The organism is Nocardioides massiliensis, assembly GCF_030811215.1.
Lineage (GTDB): Bacteria > Actinomycetota > Actinomycetes > Propionibacteriales > Nocardioidaceae > Nocardioides_A > Nocardioides_A massiliensis.
On record NZ_JAUSQM010000001.1, the window covers coordinates 2,590,445 to 2,605,351 of the forward strand.

The 14,907-nt window shown below is 69.9% G+C and carries 18 protein-coding genes; 9 read left to right on the top strand and 9 right to left on the bottom strand.

Features of this window, described 5'->3' with window-relative positions:
• Nucleotides 1-125: 125 nt before the first annotated feature.
• Nucleotides 126-1,808 (bottom strand): acyl-CoA dehydrogenase family protein, encoded by a 1,683-nt coding sequence (locus J2S59_RS12790; protein ID WP_068121472.1) that lies wholly within the window; start codon nt 1,806-1,808, stop codon nt 126-128.
• 90 nt (nt 1,809-1,898) lie between these two features.
• Here J2S59_RS12790 and J2S59_RS12795 point away from each other — a divergent pair, with 90 nt between their 5' ends.
• From J2S59_RS12795 to J2S59_RS12820, 6 genes are all read left to right on the top strand, one after another.
• Nucleotides 1,899-2,192 (top strand): hypothetical protein, encoded by a 294-nt coding sequence (locus tag J2S59_RS12795; RefSeq protein WP_068121469.1) that lies wholly within the window; start codon nt 1,899-1,901, stop codon nt 2,190-2,192.
• An 87-nt stretch (nt 2,193-2,279) separates the two neighbouring features.
• Nucleotides 2,280-2,633 carry a hypothetical protein gene (locus tag J2S59_RS12800; protein WP_306825186.1) on the top strand — a complete coding sequence of 118 codons (354 nt, stop codon included), beginning with the start codon at nt 2,280-2,282 and terminating at the stop codon, nt 2,631-2,633.
• 16 nt (nt 2,634-2,649) lie between these two features.
• The gene (locus tag J2S59_RS12805; RefSeq protein ID WP_068117085.1) at nt 2,650-3,732 is read left to right on the top strand and encodes a potassium channel family protein; all 1,083 of its coding nucleotides are present in this window, start codon (nt 2,650-2,652) and stop codon (nt 3,730-3,732) included.
• A gap of 61 nt (nt 3,733-3,793) precedes the next feature.
• Nucleotides 3,794-4,036 (top strand): hypothetical protein, encoded by a 243-nt coding sequence (locus tag J2S59_RS12810; protein ID WP_181641514.1) that lies wholly within the window; start codon nt 3,794-3,796, stop codon nt 4,034-4,036.
• A 63-nt stretch (nt 4,037-4,099) separates the two neighbouring features.
• A complete protein-coding gene (locus J2S59_RS12815) occupies nt 4,100-4,372 on the top strand; it encodes a hypothetical protein (RefSeq protein ID WP_068117090.1) in 273 nt (90 codons plus the stop codon).
• Between the two features lie 239 nt (nt 4,373-4,611).
• Nucleotides 4,612-5,064, top strand: coding sequence for a DUF4383 domain-containing protein (locus J2S59_RS12820; protein ID WP_246360088.1), 453 nt, complete (start codon nt 4,612-4,614; stop codon nt 5,062-5,064).
• A gap of 126 nt (nt 5,065-5,190) precedes the next feature.
• On the opposite strand, the gene J2S59_RS12825 is transcribed toward J2S59_RS12820, so the two are convergent.
• From J2S59_RS12825 to J2S59_RS12855, 7 genes are all read right to left on the bottom strand, one after another.
• Complete coding sequence (locus J2S59_RS12825) at nt 5,191-5,745, bottom strand: hemerythrin domain-containing protein (protein WP_068117095.1); 555 nt, start codon at nt 5,743-5,745, stop codon at nt 5,191-5,193.
• Nucleotides 5,746-5,903: 158 nt separating this feature from the next.
• A complete protein-coding gene (locus tag J2S59_RS12830; RefSeq protein WP_306825187.1) occupies nt 5,904-6,104 on the bottom strand; it encodes a cold-shock protein in 201 nt (66 codons plus the stop codon).
• A 215-nt stretch (nt 6,105-6,319) separates the two neighbouring features.
• Nucleotides 6,320-6,517 (bottom strand): hypothetical protein, encoded by a 198-nt coding sequence (locus tag J2S59_RS12835; RefSeq protein ID WP_068123118.1) that lies wholly within the window; start codon nt 6,515-6,517, stop codon nt 6,320-6,322.
• An 81-nt stretch (nt 6,518-6,598) separates the two neighbouring features.
• Nucleotides 6,599-7,540: a 3-carboxyethylcatechol 2,3-dioxygenase gene (locus J2S59_RS12840; RefSeq protein ID WP_068123121.1), complete on the bottom strand. Its 942-nt coding sequence runs from the start codon at nt 7,538-7,540 to the stop codon at nt 6,599-6,601.
• Nucleotides 7,537-9,354 (bottom strand): bifunctional 3-(3-hydroxy-phenyl)propionate/3-hydroxycinnamic acid hydroxylase MhpA, encoded by a 1,818-nt coding sequence (mhpA, locus tag J2S59_RS12845; RefSeq protein WP_181642407.1) that lies wholly within the window; start codon nt 9,352-9,354, stop codon nt 7,537-7,539. The genes J2S59_RS12840 and mhpA overlap by 4 nt, the downstream gene beginning before the upstream one ends.
• A gap of 10 nt (nt 9,355-9,364) precedes the next feature.
• Nucleotides 9,365-10,225: an alpha/beta fold hydrolase gene (locus J2S59_RS12850; protein WP_068123125.1), complete on the bottom strand. Its 861-nt coding sequence runs from the start codon at nt 10,223-10,225 to the stop codon at nt 9,365-9,367.
• A gap of 152 nt (nt 10,226-10,377) precedes the next feature.
• Complete coding sequence (locus J2S59_RS12855) at nt 10,378-11,061, bottom strand: IclR family transcriptional regulator (RefSeq protein WP_068123127.1); 684 nt, start codon at nt 11,059-11,061, stop codon at nt 10,378-10,380.
• A gap of 127 nt (nt 11,062-11,188) precedes the next feature.
• Between J2S59_RS12855 and J2S59_RS12860 the strand changes: the two genes are divergently transcribed.
• Nucleotides 11,189-12,571 (top strand): MFS transporter, encoded by a 1,383-nt coding sequence (locus J2S59_RS12860; protein WP_306825188.1) that lies wholly within the window; start codon nt 11,189-11,191, stop codon nt 12,569-12,571.
• Between the two features lie 42 nt (nt 12,572-12,613).
• Here the strand turns inward: J2S59_RS12860 and J2S59_RS12865 are convergent, their stop codons facing one another.
• Nucleotides 12,614-12,907, bottom strand: a complete 294-nt coding sequence (locus tag J2S59_RS12865) for an excalibur calcium-binding domain-containing protein (protein WP_181642051.1) — start codon at nt 12,905-12,907, stop codon at nt 12,614-12,616.
• A gap of 258 nt (nt 12,908-13,165) precedes the next feature.
• On the opposite strand from J2S59_RS12865, the gene J2S59_RS12870 reads away from it, so the two are divergent.
• Nucleotides 13,166-14,389, top strand: a complete 1,224-nt coding sequence (locus tag J2S59_RS12870; RefSeq protein WP_068121591.1) for a tyrosine-type recombinase/integrase — start codon at nt 13,166-13,168, stop codon at nt 14,387-14,389.
• Nucleotides 14,386-14,889, top strand: coding sequence for a hypothetical protein (locus J2S59_RS12875; protein ID WP_068121588.1), 504 nt, complete (start codon nt 14,386-14,388; stop codon nt 14,887-14,889). Before J2S59_RS12870 ends, J2S59_RS12875 begins: the two co-directional genes overlap by 4 nt.
• Nucleotides 14,890-14,907: the final 18 nt, after the last annotated feature.

Sequence of the window (14,907 nt, forward strand, 5' to 3'; positions counted from 1 at the left end):
CGCAAATTCGCTACACGTGTAGCGAACTCACCACCGTGTAGACGTTCCAGTCGGCGTGTCGCGCAAGAACGTGTACGAGGTGCGACTCCTGGGACCTCGTACAGCCGCCGCACGCGCGGCAGAGCTCAGCCGACCTGGGGCGTGGCGCCGGCGGCGATGAGGGCGACCGCACCGCTGGGCGGCAGCGTCCCCAGCGTCCCGCCGTACGCCGGACCCAGCCGGGTGGCACAGAAGGCGTCGGCGATGTCGGGGTCCCCGTACCTCACCAACAGCGATCCCTGCAGGCAGGCGGCCATCCGCCCGGCCAAGCGGCGCGCGTTCATCTCGGCGGCGCTGGTGTCGGCCAGGAGCTCGAGGACGCCCTCGATGGCGCGGTCGAGGTGCGGGTCCTCGCCGCGGGCGTGGCCGACCTCGGTGATCCAGGCCTCGAGCACCTCGGGCTCGCGGCCGAGGGCACGCAGGACGTCGAGGGCGTTGACGTTGCCCGAGCCCTCCCAGATGGAGTTCAGCGGCGACTCGCGGAACAGCAGCGGCATGCCGGACTCCTCGACGTAGCCGTTGCCGCCGAGGCACTCCAGCGCCTCGGCCACCATCATCGGGGTGCGCTTGCAGATCCAGAACTTCGCCAGCGGCAGGCCGATGCGCCGCAGCGCGGCCTCGTGCGGGTCGTCGGCGCGGTCGACGGCCGCGGCCAGCCGCATCGCCAGCGTCGTGGCGGCGGCGGACTCGACGGCGAGGTCGGCCACGACGTTCTGCATGAGCGGCTTGTCGGCCAGCCGGCTGCCGAACGCCGAGCGGTGCTCGACGTGCCAGGCGGCCTCGGCCAGCGAGCGGCGCATCAGCGCCGACGACCCGAGCACGCAGTCCAGGCGGGTGGCGGCGACCATCTCGATGATGGTGCGCACTCCGCGCCCCTCGTCGCCGAGCCGCTGGGCCCACGTGCCGCGGAACTCCAGCTCCGAGGAGGCGTTCGAGCGGTTGCCCAGCTTGTCCTTGAGGCGTACGACGTCGAGGTCGTTGCGGCGCCCGTCAGGCAGCACGCGCGGCACGAGGAAGCAGCCCACGCCGGCATCGGTCTGGGCCAGGACGAGGAAGACGTCGTTGGTCGGCGCGGAGGTGAACCACTTGTGCCCGTGCAGGACGTACTCGCCGTCCACCGACGTCGGTGTGGCCGTGGTGACGTTGGCGCGCACGTCCGAGCCGCCCTGCTTCTCCGTCATCCCCATGCCGGCGAGCGCCCCGAGCTTCTCGCCGGCGGGCAGGGTGCGGGGGTCGTACGTCGTCGAGGCCAGCCGCGGCGTCCATTCCTTCGCGACCGCGTCGTCCACCCGCAGCGCGGGGATGGCGGCGTACGTCATGGAGATCGGGCACATGTGGCCCGGCTCGGCCTGTGACCAGGCATAGAACCCGGCCGCGCGCCGCAGGTGGGCATCGGGGGCATCGGAGGTCCAGGGCGAGGCCTGCAGGCCGTAGCCGACGGCGCGCTCGAGCAGCCAGTGCCACGAGGGGTGGAACCGCACGTCGTCCACGCGGTTGCCGTAGCGGTCGTAGTTGACCAGCGCGGGGTGGAACTCGTTGGCCAGCATCCCGTGCTCGCGCGCCTCGGCCGACCCGGCCTCGGCGCCGAGCGCCGCAAGGTCGTCGGCCAGCCCGGCGGAGCCGTGGGTCTCCAGCGCCGCCATGAGTACGGCGTCGCCGGTCACCACGTTGTGGCCCACCAGCGGCGGCGCCTGGTTCGTGGACTCCCGCAGGGCGGTCAGGTCCAGCGCAGGAGTCTCGTGCTCGGTCTCCGGAGTCAGCGATGCCATGGCTCTACGGTAGGCGTCCCGCCGGAACGCTGCCCCGTCCGCGCGGAAACTCCCGTGCGACGAGCAGACCGGCCTGCCTACAGTGCTCGGATGACGCCCCGGATCAGTCCGCTGCCGCCCGACGGTGAGCTGCCGCGCGACTGCGCGGTCGGACGCGTCGTCCGGATCAGCGAGGGCGTCGCCGAGGTGCGGACGCGAGACGGTCTCGTGCGGGCGACGTACGGCGCCGCGTACCTCGCCCGGATCGCGCGCGACCCCGCTGCGCGCGTGCGTCCCGGTCAGCTCGTGCTGCTGCGGACCTGGCCGGGCGGCCTCCTGACCATGGAGCCGGTCGAGCGCCGCGGCGGTGGTGGCGGTCCCCGCCAGGCCGTGCGCGCCTGCTGAGGAGCCAGCAGGGGCGAAGGACGTCCTCTCGGCGGACGCCGGGGAGTCGCCCGTCGCCGTGGAAGTCCGCGTGTCATCCTGTGCGGCGTGGGCAACGTCAATCTCCCTACTCCGGTCTTCGTCGCCAGCGGCGCGCTGTGCCTGCTCGGCGGCTACCTGATCGGCGTCGTCGCCGGACCCGACACCCCGGCGCGCACGACCGCAGAGGTCGAGAGCTTCTCCGCCAGCACCTCGGAGCTGTGCCTGCGCGGGGAGAGCGTCAATGACGCCGAGGGTGCCCAGGACGACCTGCTGTGCGGCACCTGGCGGCGTACGGCGGGGTCGCGCGCGCCCAGCGAGGGCGACGCGTTCCGGTTCGTCTCGATCGAGGTCGACAACGCTGGCGGGGGCGGTGAACCCGTCGGACCCGGTGTGGTGATCTACGGCTCCGTCGTGGACTGACGAGCGACACCCGGTCATGAGTCCCGAGAGCGGCGAGTCCGCCAGCGCGAAGGTCCGCCTCCCCGAGCACCAGCGCTCCCCATGGTGGGCGCTGGGTCGCCGGCTGGTCGCAGCGCTCGTGATCCTCGTCGGCACCGTGCTGCTGGTCTATGTCGACCGGCGTGGCTACACCGACAACCATGACGGCGTCATCTCGCTGCTCGACGCGATCTACTACACGACCGTCACCCTGAGCACGACCGGGTACGGCGACATCACGCCGGTCAGCGACACGGCGCGGATGGTGAACGCGTTCGTCATCACGCCCGCCCGGATCGCGTTCCTGGTCCTGCTGATCGGCACCACCCTGGAGGTCCTCGCCACGCAGGGGCGGGAGATGTTCCGAGTCGCACGATGGAGGAAGCGCGTGGACAACCATGTCGTGGTGATCGGGTACGGCACCAAGGGCCGCAGCGCCGTCGACACCCTGCTGAGCAACGGGATCGCCAAGGAGTCGATCGTCATCGTCGACCCGAAGTCGGCCGCGGTCAGCGACGCCCACGAGGACGGGCTCGCGATCGTCACCGGCGACGCGACCCGGCGCGAGGTCCTGCGCCGAGCCGGGGTGGAGCGCGCCGATCAGGTGGTGATCACCGCCGATCGCGACGACTCCACGGTGCTCGCCACGCTCACGGTGCGCCAGCTCAACCCGACTGCGCACGTCGTCGCCTCGGTGCGTGAGCAGAGCAACGTGCCGCTGGTCCGCCAGAGCGGCGCGGACTCGGTCGTGACGTCGTCCGACGCGGTCGGTCGGTTGCTGGGGCTGTCGTCACTCAGCCCGACGCTCGGGTCGGTGATGCAGGACCTCCTGACCTACGGCGAGGGGCTCGAGGTCGCCGAGCGCGACCTGCTCGTCTCCGAGGTCGGCAAGCAGCCACAGACCCTGCCCGACCAGGTGATCGCCGTGGTCCGCGACGAGACCGTGCACCGCTACTTCGACCCGGTCGTGACGCAGCTGGCCCGCGGGGACCGGCTCATCGTCGTACGCCCCTCCAAGGAGCTGCCCTGGGCGCCGCGCCCCGGCACCCACCACGAGGCGTCCGCCGACGACGAGGACTGACAGCAGGCGTTCTCGCCCTCGCCACGCCGCGTTCTCCCTCAAGTAGTTGATCGTTGGACCGATGAGGGAGAATGTGGACGTGGTCGTGGAGGGTGAACGGATGCACGAGGAGCGGGTCGAGGTCAAGGCCTGTGCGAGCGCGGGAGTCGACTCCCGCACCTACGCTGCGGCTGTCCGCGCGTGGCTGCACGGTCGGGTCTTCCGCACCGACACCGCGTTGCTGGTCCCCGGCGACGCCACCCCGTCGATGATCGCCGAGGCGCGCCGTCGTGAGCAGTACGGCGCGGTCGTGAGCGCTGCCTGAGGCTCCCGCTCGGGACAGACGGCGACACGTCGGCGTTCGAACACATGTTCTATCCTGCCGGTCATGGGCAGGCAGCCTCCGTACGGCGGGCACACCAATCCGGCCACGCCCGACGACGGGCGCAGGGCCCTGCACGTCTGGGTGCGCCGTCCCGGCTACAACGGTGAGGAGCAGCTGCCCGGGCTGCTGCTGATGTGGCGTCCCGGCCGCACCCGCTCCGGTGCCTCGCGCTGGGAGGGCTGGGTGGTCTTCGCCGCGACCGGCCACCCCGAGGGCGGCGGACCGGTGCTGCGCCAGGAGTGGATCGAGGCGGCCGCGATCTCGCTGCGCCAGTAGGGATGGGTCGGTGTCGGTGAGGACGTCCGGACAAGCCGCCGGGCGCGCCGTCCCGGCGTAAGTGACGTGCGCGCCCGGTTGTTGACGGGGTGGTTCCCGATGTGCGCCGGATTACACCTGCGAGCGCGAAACTTCTTCGCCGCGCAGTTCGTCGGTCTCGTCCGTGCGGTTCCCGCTTGGGCGGCCGGTGCGCGGGTACGTCGCTTGCGACCCTCCTCCCACCTCTGAAGGAGTTAGACGTGGCTACTTCCTCGATGACCGCCACCAAGATGCAGACCACCGCGACCGTCGTCGGCGCGATGTTCCTGCTCGTCGGGATCGCCGGCTTCATCCCCGGGATCACCACCGACTTCGACACCATCCAGTTCGCCGGGCACGAGTCGGAAGCGATGCTGCTCGGCATCTTCCAGGTCTCGATCCTCCACAACATCGTCCACCTGCTCTTCGGCGTCGCCGGACTGGCGCTGGCCGGCCGGTGGGACTCGGCGCGCATCTACCTCCTCGGCGGTGGTGCGATCTACTTCGTCCTGTGGATCTACGGCATGGCCGTCGGCCACGACCACGACGCGAACTTCGTGCCGCTCAACGACGCCGACAACTGGCTCCACCTCGGCCTGTCCGTCGCGATGATCGGCCTCGGCCTGGCACTCAGCCGCGAGCGCAAGAGCATCGGCGCCGACGGTCCCGGCTGAGCGGGGCGGGCGGGGCGAGGCTCCGCCACGCACCTCGTGAAGCAGGAGAGACAGTGAAGCGGCCGGTCCGGGAGTTCCCGGACCGGCCGCTTCGCGTCGTGTCGCGTCGTGTCAGCTGGTGTCGTGTCAGCCCAGTGCCGCGCGTACGGCGTCGCGGGTCCGGTCGAGCACGCTGGCCAGCGGACCGGCCATGAGGTTCGTGGTCGCCGAGCTGCCGACGCTGGGGTGCGGGTGCGTCGGAGCGATCTTCTCCACCGCCAGGACGGCCGCGGCCATGCGCTCGAGCATCTTCGCGTCGTTGTCGGCGCGCAGCAGCGGGAACTCCTCGCGCTCCTCGGCCTCCGCGTGGGCGACGACGGCGTCGCGCAGCGCTTCGAACTTCACCGGGAAGTCCGGGTCGTCGACCTTCATCCCGTCGAGGTCGGCGAGCATCTTCTTCGCCTCGGTCTCCTCGTGGAGCCGGGCGTCGACGACGGGGTTGCCGCCGTCGGCCATCCGGGCGCGGGGGTGGGTGATCAGTTCCTCGGCGGTCTCGTGCACCGCGAGGTAGCGCCGCAGCTGTTCGAACGCCTGCTGGCGCGCGACGACATCGTCGGCGCTGTCGACGGCGTTGAAGAGTCCACGGATGTGGCCGTGCTGCTGCACGAGGAGGTCGACGACGTCGGCCTGGGAGCTCGTCATGGGGGATCCTTCCGGGCAGGGGCGGTCGGGTTCAACCCGTGAGGGTGCCCAGGCCCGCCCCGGCCATGCGTGCCGGCGATTCCGTACTGTGCCGAGACGCAGAACCGCCCCCGGCGATCGACGCTTGGTGATCGGCGGGGGCGGCGTGCAAGAGTGCGTCAGATGGCGCGAACGTTCTCCGCCTGCGGGCCCTTGGGGCCCTGCGTGACGTCGAACTCGACCTTCTGGTTCTCATCGAGGCTCTTGTAGCCCTGAGTCTGGATCGCGGAGTAGTGGACGAAGACGTCCTCACCCTCCGCGCGCTCGATGAAGCCGAAGCCCTTCTCGGCGTTGAACCACTTCACGGTACCTTCAGTCATGCTGATTCCTTGCTGGTGATGATGCGACGACACTGTGCCGATCGCGAGGTGCTGAAGACATCTGCACTGCGCCTGATGTCCAGCAGAACCGAAGACCAAGAATCAACAAGATGTGCCGGTCCCGATGGAACCGGAGGTGGCCTCACCCTGGGGGCGAGAACCCTTCAACACTCTTGACGCTAGCACAGTGGCGGTGATTGACCACCTTTTCGCGGCTACTGGGCGCGGAGGCGGTAGACCTGCAGCTCGCGGTCGTCGATGACCTCGAACTCGACCGAGCGGACGTACTCCTCGGCGATGCTGCTGCCCTCGCGGTCGAGGCTGATCGTCTCCGGGGCCGCCTCGAGCGTCATCGTCTCGCCGTCGTGCGTGCCGTCGCGGAGCACGACTGTCTCGGATGCTGTGGTGTCCATGCGCCGCTCGTACCCAGGCAGCCCCGGGTCCAGACGCAACCGGGCCGAGCGTTGCGTCGGGTCACGTGCCGACGGGCAGGATCAGGACGTGCGTGCCGTCATCACGCCGAAGCCGGCGATGTATTCACGGATGGGCCGGTAGCACGACGACAGGACGTCGTAGGGACCCGCCTGTCCGAGCGCGGCGAACGCGGCGACCCACGTGCGGACCTCGTGCGCGGAGTTGCCCGCGTCGAGAGCCATCTGCTCCGGGGTCATCGCATCGATGGGCGAGAGGTCGCCGGTGGCGAGGGTGCGCATGAGGGCGCGGTCCCAGACGGGGTTGAGGTCCTGGATCGTCGCGGTGCCTGCGGCGAAGGCCTTGCCGGTGTCGATGACCCGCTGCTGGCGGGCGTCGCGAGCGGCCGCGGTGGGGTGCCGGCCGTCGAGCAGCAGCGCGCGCTGCGCGTCGTCGGCCGTGGCCCACTGGGGGACCGGCGGGTCGTGGGAGAGCCCACCGGACCCGACCACCAGCACCCGCTCGCCGTGCAGTGTGGCCAGGAACGAACCGATCGCCTCGCCCAGGCGGCGTACGCGAGACATCTTGACGAACGGCTTGGCGACGCCGTTGACGAAGACCGGGATCGTCGGGACCTCGTCGATGCCGCCGAACAGGATCTCCAGCGGCTGGATCGCTCCGTGGTCGATCTCCATCTTGCGTGAGATCGCGACGTCGAGGTCGTGGTCGGCGACCCACGCGGCGAGCTGCTCGGCGATCGGGGTGGGTACGTCGAGGGGACCCGCGGTGGTGCCGTAGTCACCGACCCCGAGGGCCTCATAGCCGATGCAGAACGGCGGCATCAGGTCGTAGAAGAAGCCGTTGTAATGGTCGGGCGCGAAGGACACCACCAGCGTGGGGTCGTAGTCGTGGACGAACGACCGCGCGGTCGCGAAGGCGTCCTCGACCTCGGCCTTGACGTCGGCGGGCGGGTCGTTGAACTCCAGCAGCGGGCTGTGGGACATGCAGACCAGGGCGAGGCTCATGCCGGGACCTCCAGCGTTGCGGTGGTGGGCTGGGAGAGCTGCGCGACATCGGCTCCACGATGGCGCCCGTCGGGGGCCGTGTGGAGCGACGCGGCGCGGGCGATGGCCGCCAGCACCTGCGATGCCTGCTGGTTGAAGCCGGCGGCGGCGACGAAGCGGTCGGGGCGCAGCACGACCAGGCCGCAGGCCCGGACGTCGAACCAGCGCTTCAACGCACCTGAGGTGTCGCCCACGACGGTGACCGGGGCGGGGGAGTCGGCGTACCGCTCCTGCGCCCACACGCGCTGGGTCTCGGGCATGAACGACAGCAGCCGGATGCCGTGGCGCTGCACGAGTGCGAGATCCTCGGCGGAGAGGAAGGTCGTCGGGTCGGTGCCCCAGGTGGCCAGCGACCACCAGTCGCCGGTCACGTCGTCGAGCAGCACCCCGGTGGCCTCGGCGGTGTTGACCCGCGGCTGGATGAACTGCAGGCCGACGGGGGAGCCGTCACCGGCGGAGTCGACGAACGGCACGAGCCGGCCGTCCTTGAAGCTGGCGCGGGCGGAGCCGGGGGTGAGGCTCACCTGGTCGACGACGACGCCCTCGGCGTACCGCGGCATCGGCTTGAAGCGCAGCTCCGTGAAGTACGACTTCCACTTCGGGACGAGGTTGAGCGCGGAGGCGGCGCGGTCACGCACCCAGCCGCCGAACGGCTTCATCTTCATGATCGAGCCAGCCGCCATGTTGACCTCGATCATGTCCGCGACGTGCTTGTGGCGCTCGGTGGTGTAGGTGTCCAGCAGCGTGGCGTCGGCGTCCCCGCGCAGGACCGCGGTCAGCTTCCAGGCGAGGTTGGTGGCGTCGCGTACGCCGGAGTTCCAGCCCTGGCCCAGCCAGACCGGCATGAGGTGCGCGGCGTCGCCGGCGAGGAAGACGTTGCCCTGGCGGAACGACGAGGCGATCCGGCCGTGGTGGGTGAACGTGCGCTGGTTGATGATCGTCAGGCTGGCCGGGTCGGGCACGAAGCGGCTCAGCAGGCCGTTGAGGAAGTCGCGGTTCTCGGCGAGCTCGGTCGGCTCGTGGTCGTGGAGCATGAACTCCCAGCGCCGGATCCCCTGGGGCAGGCCGATGGAGACGTACGGGCGCTGCGGGTCGGCGCCGAGGTAGACGTTGGGCGCGCCGATCGGGTCGTTCTCGATGTCGACGACCATCCAGCGCGTCGAGGGCGACTTGCCCTCGAAGGCGACACCCATCCACTCGCGGGTGAACGATCGGCCGCCCTCACAACCGACCGCGAACCGGCCGGTGACCTCGACGATGTCGACGACCTGGCCGGCCTCGTCGAGCTGCTCGGCCGTGACGACGACGTGGTCGCCGTGGTCCTGCAGGCCGACGACCCGGTGGCCGAAGCGCAGCTCGGTGCCGGCGAAGCGACCGAGCCCGGCGGCCAGCTCACGGTCGACGACCGGCTGGTTGAAGCCGTGCTTGCGGGCGAACCCGAACTCCTCGGTGTGGGGGTCGTTGGTCGCCAGCACCTGGCCCTTGCCGTTCACCAGCCGGGCGACGTGGTGGGGGACCGTGAACTGCTCGATCTGGTCCCACAGCCCGGCGGTGCGCAGCGTGCGGATCGCCTCGTCGTCGAGGCCGACGCCACGCGGGTAGTCGATGAGCTCGTGGCGGGCCTCCAGCACGATCGCGCGCTGCCCGCGGACGCCGAGCAGGTTGGCCAGGGTGAGTCCGACCGGGCCGGCGCCGATGATCACGACGTCGGTGTCGAGCTCGGTGGGACGCTGGCGGGACTGGGTGGGCTGGGAGCTGAGGTGCGGGGTCGTCATCGTGGCCTCCTCAGGCGTGGGCGAGGAAGTCGACGACGAGGCGGTTGAACTCCTCGGCGTGCTCGATCATCGCCCAGTGACCGCAGCGGTTGAGCAGGACGGCACGCGAGTTCGGGATATTGGCCAGCAGCCACAGTGTGACCTCGAAGTGCAGGACCCGGTCGTCCTTGCCGTGGATCAACAGGGTGGGGACCTGGATGCCCGGGATCTTCTCGCGGTCGACCTTGACGGGGATGGGAGCGCCGTGGGCGAGGCCCTCGACGTAGTTGCGCAGATGGTCGGGACGCGCCGAGGCCGCTTCGGAGCGCGCCTGCACGAGCTCGGGGGTGGCGAACCGCTCCTTGTCGAAGGTCATGATCTCGACGAGCGCTTTCATGTTCTCCGGGCTCGGGTCGCGGTAGGCCTTGACGAGCACCTTGAGGCCCTCGCTCGGGCCGTCGCCGGGGCCGAACAGGCTGGCGGTGCCGCGGCCCAGCGAAGCGCCCATCGTGACGAGGTGGGTGACCCGCTCAGGGTGCAGCGTGGCGAACCGGATCGCGGTGTGGGCGCCCATCGAGTTGCCCACCAATGCGGCACGCTCGATGCCGAGAGCGTCCAGGAGCGCGACGAGGTCGATGTCGGGGTCGGTGTCGGCGAAGGAGATCGGGTCGGAGTCGCCCCAGCCCGGCATGTCGGGCGCGATCACGCGGAAGCCGGCGTCGGCGATCGGGCCGATGTTGCCGGAGAAGTTCGACCACCCGGTCGCACCGGGGCCGGAGCCGTGCAGCAGGACGACCGGCGTCGCGCCGGGATCGCCCGCTTCGTAGTAGCGGATGTGCGTCCCGGAGGGGAGGGTGACGTCCCGTGCGGTCGATTTCCGAGTGAGGCTCATGTGCGCGGCTCCTATGTGCGATAGATACACGGAGACAGGCGATAGTTACACCTGTGAGGGCAGTTATGGAAACACCCGGCGCGACCGGGTGTCAAGGGTTGCCGCGTGAGATGGCGCCCCACCGGGGCCGGATGAAGCGGGGGGACAGGCGCTCAGGCCAGAGCGGCGGCGACGCGTTTGGCGGCGTCCACCAGCAGCGGCGGCGCCGACTCGGCGATCTCGGGCCGGTAGGTGATCAGGTTCAGGCAGGCGGTCGGGATCCCGTCGCTCGGCTCGAGGGGGACCGCGACGCCGTACGCCCCGGGCTCGACCTCGCCGAACGTGGAGGCGTAGCCCTGCTCGCGTACGGCGGTCACGGCCTCGGGCTCACCGGCACGGGCGGGTCCGGCCGCCAGGAGGGCGAGTCCGGCCGAGCCGCGCTCGAGGGGGTGCCGGCTGCCGGTGCGGAAGGACAAGACGTAGCCCGACGAGGGCGGCTCGATGACGGCGAGGGCCACGGCCTCGGGTCCCTCGGTCACGAGGAGCGAGACGGTCGCGTTGAGCTCAACGGCGAGGTCGCGCATCGCGGGCTCGGCGGCGGCGCGCAGGGTGGAGTGGATGCCCGCGCCGAGAGCCGCCAGCCCGGCGCCCGTCCGGTAGCGCCCGTCGCCGCCGCGGACGACCAGGCGGGCCTCGGCGAGGGTCGAGAGGATCCGCGAGGCGATGGAGCGGTGGACGTCGAGCTCTGCGGCGATCTCCTGGATCGCGGCGCCGTCCGGCGCGTGCGCGACCAGCTCGAGCGCACGCAGTCCCCGCGCCAGGGTCTGGGCGCCGGGGGCGGGACGTGACTCGCTCATCGCGCAGAGACTAGACCACGCAAAGTTTTTTGCGCGGAAGGCTTGACACGGGTCTGTGGGCGCGGTCACTCTCGTCGGTATCTACACATAGCCGTGCGGTAATTACACACACAGACAGGAAGAGCCTGTGGAACTCACCGACGCCATCCGGCGCAACCCGATGACCCGCTTCCAGTGGGTCATCGTCGCGATCTGCATCCTGCTGACGATGGTCGACGGCTACGAGATCCTCGTGACCGCCTTCACCCTCCCGGCGATGACGGAGTACTTCGGGCTCAGCACGGGTCAGCAGGGACTCGTCGCCTCGCTCGGCACGCTGGGCATGGGCGTCGGTGCGGTCTTCTTGAGCCCCTTCGCCGACCGGATCGGGCGCCGCAAGCACATCCTGATCTCGCTGGTGCTGATCGTGGTCGGCATGACGCTGGCCGGGCTCGCGAACTCGTTCGAGACCTTCCTCGCGGCGCGGTTCTTCGGCGGACTGTTCCTCGGCTCGATCCTGCCGAGCATCAACGTGCTCGTCGCGGAGTACGCCAACCAGAAGCGGCGCGGCGCGGTCATGGGCATCTACGGCATCGGCCTCCCGCTCGGCGCGGCGCTCGGTGGCTTCCTGTCGGTCAGCCTGATCGAGGCGTTCACTTGGCGCGGCCCGTACTTCTTCTCCGCCATCATCACCACGGTGCTGCTCGTGGTCGCGTACGTCGCCCTGCCCGAGTCGGTCGACTACCTCGTGCAGAAGCGTCCCGCGGGGGCGCTCGAGGCCTACAACAAGATCGCGGCCAAGATCGGCGCCGCCCGTGCCGACGTCCTGCCCGTGCCGGTCCGGCCCGCGGCCACGAAGGGTTCGCTGCGCGCGGGCGCGCTGCGCGGGATCATGCTGCGCCGCACGATCCTGCTGTGGGTCTCCTACGGCCTGGTCATCGGCGCGTTCTACTTTGCCAACGGCCTGACCGCCAAGCTGGTCACCGAGACCACCGGGCGCGCCGACTTCGGCATCAAGGCCCAGGCGCTCGTCGCCGCCGGCGGCGTGATCGGTGCGCTGCTGTTCTCGATCGCCGCCCGGCGGTTCCACCCGCGCGTGGTCACGGCGTGGATCGGCTTCGTCGGCTTTGGCGTCTTCGCGGCCTTCGCGGCGTTCTTCAACCACGAGACGATGGTGCTGGTCCTCGCCGTCCTCATCGGATTGGCTGTCAACGGCGGGGTTGCGGCCTACTACGCCATCAGCCCATCCATCTACCCGCTGGCGATCCGAGCCGCCGCCGTTGGCTTGATGATGGGCCTCGGTCGCGCTGTGGCGTTCTTCGCGCCCAACGTCGCCACCTTCTTGCAGGGACAGGGCTTCACGCCCGGTGAGCTCTACCAGCTGTATGGCGTGGTCCTCGCCCTGTCGGGCGTCACGATCCTGATGCTGCACGCCACCTACCGCGGCGCCAACAAGCGCGACGCGATGGACGAGGAGGACGCCGTCGCCAACGCGGCGTACGACGACCGCGCGGAGGCACTCGCCCGCTGACCCCGACCAGACGGCACCGTCTGTAGCAGGGCCGACCTCGCGTCAGCTCTGCTCGCAGGCGGTGCCGTCCTTGTCGCGGTCGAGACGCGAGGCGTTGATGCTGTAGGCCTTGCGCGCCTTCTTGCCGTACGCCGGGCGCCGGTTGCCCTGCGCCACCTGGTAGTTCGCCGCCTTCTTGTTCTTGGCGACGCCGTGGCGGAAGTCCTTGGTGAGGTTCGCGCAGCTCGAGTAGTACTGGTTGGCCGCGGCGGGGGAGGCGAGCGTCAGGCTGGACACCACCAGGCCGATGCCGGCGAGCGCTGTCGCCATACGGGGTGCGCGGGTGCGGAGAGTCATGACTTGATCGTCAACCACGCCCGGCGACCCGTCCGTGACTTGCGCAGATCTTGCGCCAAGCACAAAGCCGGCTCCCAGGACGGGAACCGGCTCGTGGTCCGCAGTGCTACTGGTGGGCGATACTGGGTTTGAACCAGTACTCCAGTCGCTGGCGGATACTGGGATCTACCTGCGGTTTGTGCCTCTGGCCTGCGCTGTTGAGCGACATTAGCGTGTCTCGGTGGTGGACACAAGAGGACACGGCTAGACTCTGAACCGATGCAAATCCGATGCATCGGAGAGGCGGCAGGCGTGGCGCAGGCCAAGAATCGACGTGCGTTCGGTCAGATCACCAAGATGCGGAGCGGCCGCTACCAGGCCCGATACACGGGGCCGGACGGAGCTCTGCACACCGCGCCCTCGACCTTTGAGGACAAGGACGCCGCCGTCGTGTGGCTGCGCAACGAGCGGATCCTGGCCGAGTCGCCTGAGACCTGGGAGCCACCCAAGGCGCGTCTGGCGAAGGCCCAGAACCGCGCCACCTTCGGCAAGTACTCGAAGGCCTGGCTCGAGGGGAGGAAGGTGAAGGGTCGGCCTCTGGCTGCGCGCACGCGTGACCACTACGAAGCGCTGCTCGACGATCACATTCTGCCGACCTTCGAGGACGTCCCGCTCGCCTCGATCACGCCGGAGATGGTGGACCACTGGTACGAGCTGTGTGCCGTGGGGCGCCCGACGACGCAGGCGCACGCGTACTCGCTGCTGCGCACCATCCTGGGGACCGCAGTCGACCGCGGTGTCATCAAGACGGCGAACCCGGCCAAGGTCCGCGGTGGCGGGTCGGCCGAGCGGGTCAAGAAGGTGAAGCCCGCCAGCCTCGAGGAGCTCGAGACGATCGTGCTGGCGATGCCCGAGCGCTACAGGTTGATGCCGCTGCTAGCCGCATGGTGCGCCCTGCGATTCGGGGAACTGGCCGAGCTGCGCCGCAACGACGTCGACACGAAGAACGGGATCCTGCACGTGCGCAGGGGAGTGGTGCGGTCCAAGTCCGCCGGCGTCATCACGAAGAAGCCGAAGAGCGACGCGGGCATCCGTGACGTGTATGTCCCGCCGCACGTGATGCCGATGCTCCGTGCCCATCTGCTCGAGCACGCACAAGCGGGGCGCGACGGCCTTCTGTTCCCGAGTGCAACCGGCGGGCACCTGGCGCCCAGCACCTTCTACGGCCGACCAGCCAAGGTGGCGAAGGACGGGTCGGTCAAGGTTTCCGGTCGCGGCTGGTACGAGGCTCGCCGGGTCGCTGGGCGCGATGACCTCCGATTCCACGACCTCCGCCACACCGGGGCCGTCCTCGCCGCTCAGACCGGCGCCACCTTGGCCGAACTCATGGGCCGGCTCGGACATTCGACGCCGGCCGCGGCGTTGCGATACCAGCACGCAGCCGCCGAGCGCGACAAAGAGATCGCGCGCCGGCTGTCGGAGATGGCGGGGTCAGGCGAATGACCTTCATAGTCATGCGATCTGGTGTCGACCCCGACGAACCGGCCACCCCTGGCCAGGAGGTGACGACCTACGAGCTAGCCGATCCGTGGCCATATGCGCATTTGTCTGCCCACAGCGGTCGACATGAGAGCGTCGACGTGTACGCCAGGGCAGTCATCGAGTACGCCAATGATGACGAGCACTGGCGAGTGCAGCAGGCGCTGACCTGCACATGCAGGTCTCGTCGGACCATCGCCGAGATGGTCGTACACGTGCCGAGCGCACGCCTCTGGGTATCGATGAAGCCGGAGCGCATCCCGTCCGCCTTTCGCAAAGCTCCATCGATCGCGGAGGCCGCGTACCCCCTGCACGGTGTCGCGGGGGAGGCTCCACACGTGCATGGCATCGCGTCCTGCAAGGCGTCGGGCTGCGGCAAGCGGTGGCTGGTGGTCTCGTTCACTGACCGTGCCGAGCTCTTGCGAATTGCCGACGCGACACACGGAGCGAAGATCGTCGACTAAGTCCACACCTGGGCTATC

What these genes read in the sequence shown, in the direction of transcription:
- J2S59_RS12875 (WP_068121588.1), top strand. Translation starts at nt 14,386, where the DNA reads ATGACCTTCATAGTCATGCGATCTGGTGTCGACCCCGACGAACCGGCC.
- J2S59_RS12850 (WP_068123125.1), bottom strand. Translation starts at nt 10,225, where the DNA reads ATGAGCCTCACTCGGAAATCGACCGCACGGGACGTCACCCTCCCCTCC.
- J2S59_RS12795 (WP_068121469.1), top strand. Translation starts at nt 1,899, where the DNA reads ATGACGCCCCGGATCAGTCCGCTGCCGCCCGACGGTGAGCTGCCGCGC.
- J2S59_RS12870 (WP_068121591.1), top strand. Translation starts at nt 13,166, where the DNA reads ATGCAAATCCGATGCATCGGAGAGGCGGCAGGCGTGGCGCAGGCCAAG.
- J2S59_RS12840 (WP_068123121.1), bottom strand. Translation starts at nt 7,540, where the DNA reads ATGAGCCTCGCCCTGGTCTGCATGTCCCACAGCCCGCTGCTGGAGTTC.
- J2S59_RS12810 (WP_181641514.1), top strand. Translation starts at nt 3,794, where the DNA reads ATGAGGGAGAATGTGGACGTGGTCGTGGAGGGTGAACGGATGCACGAG.
- J2S59_RS12790 (WP_068121472.1), bottom strand. Translation starts at nt 1,808, where the DNA reads ATGGCATCGCTGACTCCGGAGACCGAGCACGAGACTCCTGCGCTGGAC.
- J2S59_RS12835 (WP_068123118.1), bottom strand. Translation starts at nt 6,517, where the DNA reads ATGGACACCACAGCATCCGAGACAGTCGTGCTCCGCGACGGCACGCAC.
- J2S59_RS12830 (WP_306825187.1), bottom strand. Translation starts at nt 6,104, where the DNA reads ATGACTGAAGGTACCGTGAAGTGGTTCAACGCCGAGAAGGGCTTCGGC.
- mhpA (WP_181642407.1), bottom strand. Translation starts at nt 9,354, where the DNA reads ATGACGACCCCGCACCTCAGCTCCCAGCCCACCCAGTCCCGCCAGCGT.
- J2S59_RS12865 (WP_181642051.1), bottom strand. Translation starts at nt 12,907, where the DNA reads ATGACTCTCCGCACCCGCGCACCCCGTATGGCGACAGCGCTCGCCGGC.
- J2S59_RS12815 (WP_068117090.1), top strand. Translation starts at nt 4,100, where the DNA reads ATGGGCAGGCAGCCTCCGTACGGCGGGCACACCAATCCGGCCACGCCC.
- J2S59_RS12825 (WP_068117095.1), bottom strand. Translation starts at nt 5,745, where the DNA reads ATGACGAGCTCCCAGGCCGACGTCGTCGACCTCCTCGTGCAGCAGCAC.
- J2S59_RS12805 (WP_068117085.1), top strand. Translation starts at nt 2,650, where the DNA reads ATGAGTCCCGAGAGCGGCGAGTCCGCCAGCGCGAAGGTCCGCCTCCCC.
- J2S59_RS12855 (WP_068123127.1), bottom strand. Translation starts at nt 11,061, where the DNA reads ATGAGCGAGTCACGTCCCGCCCCCGGCGCCCAGACCCTGGCGCGGGGA.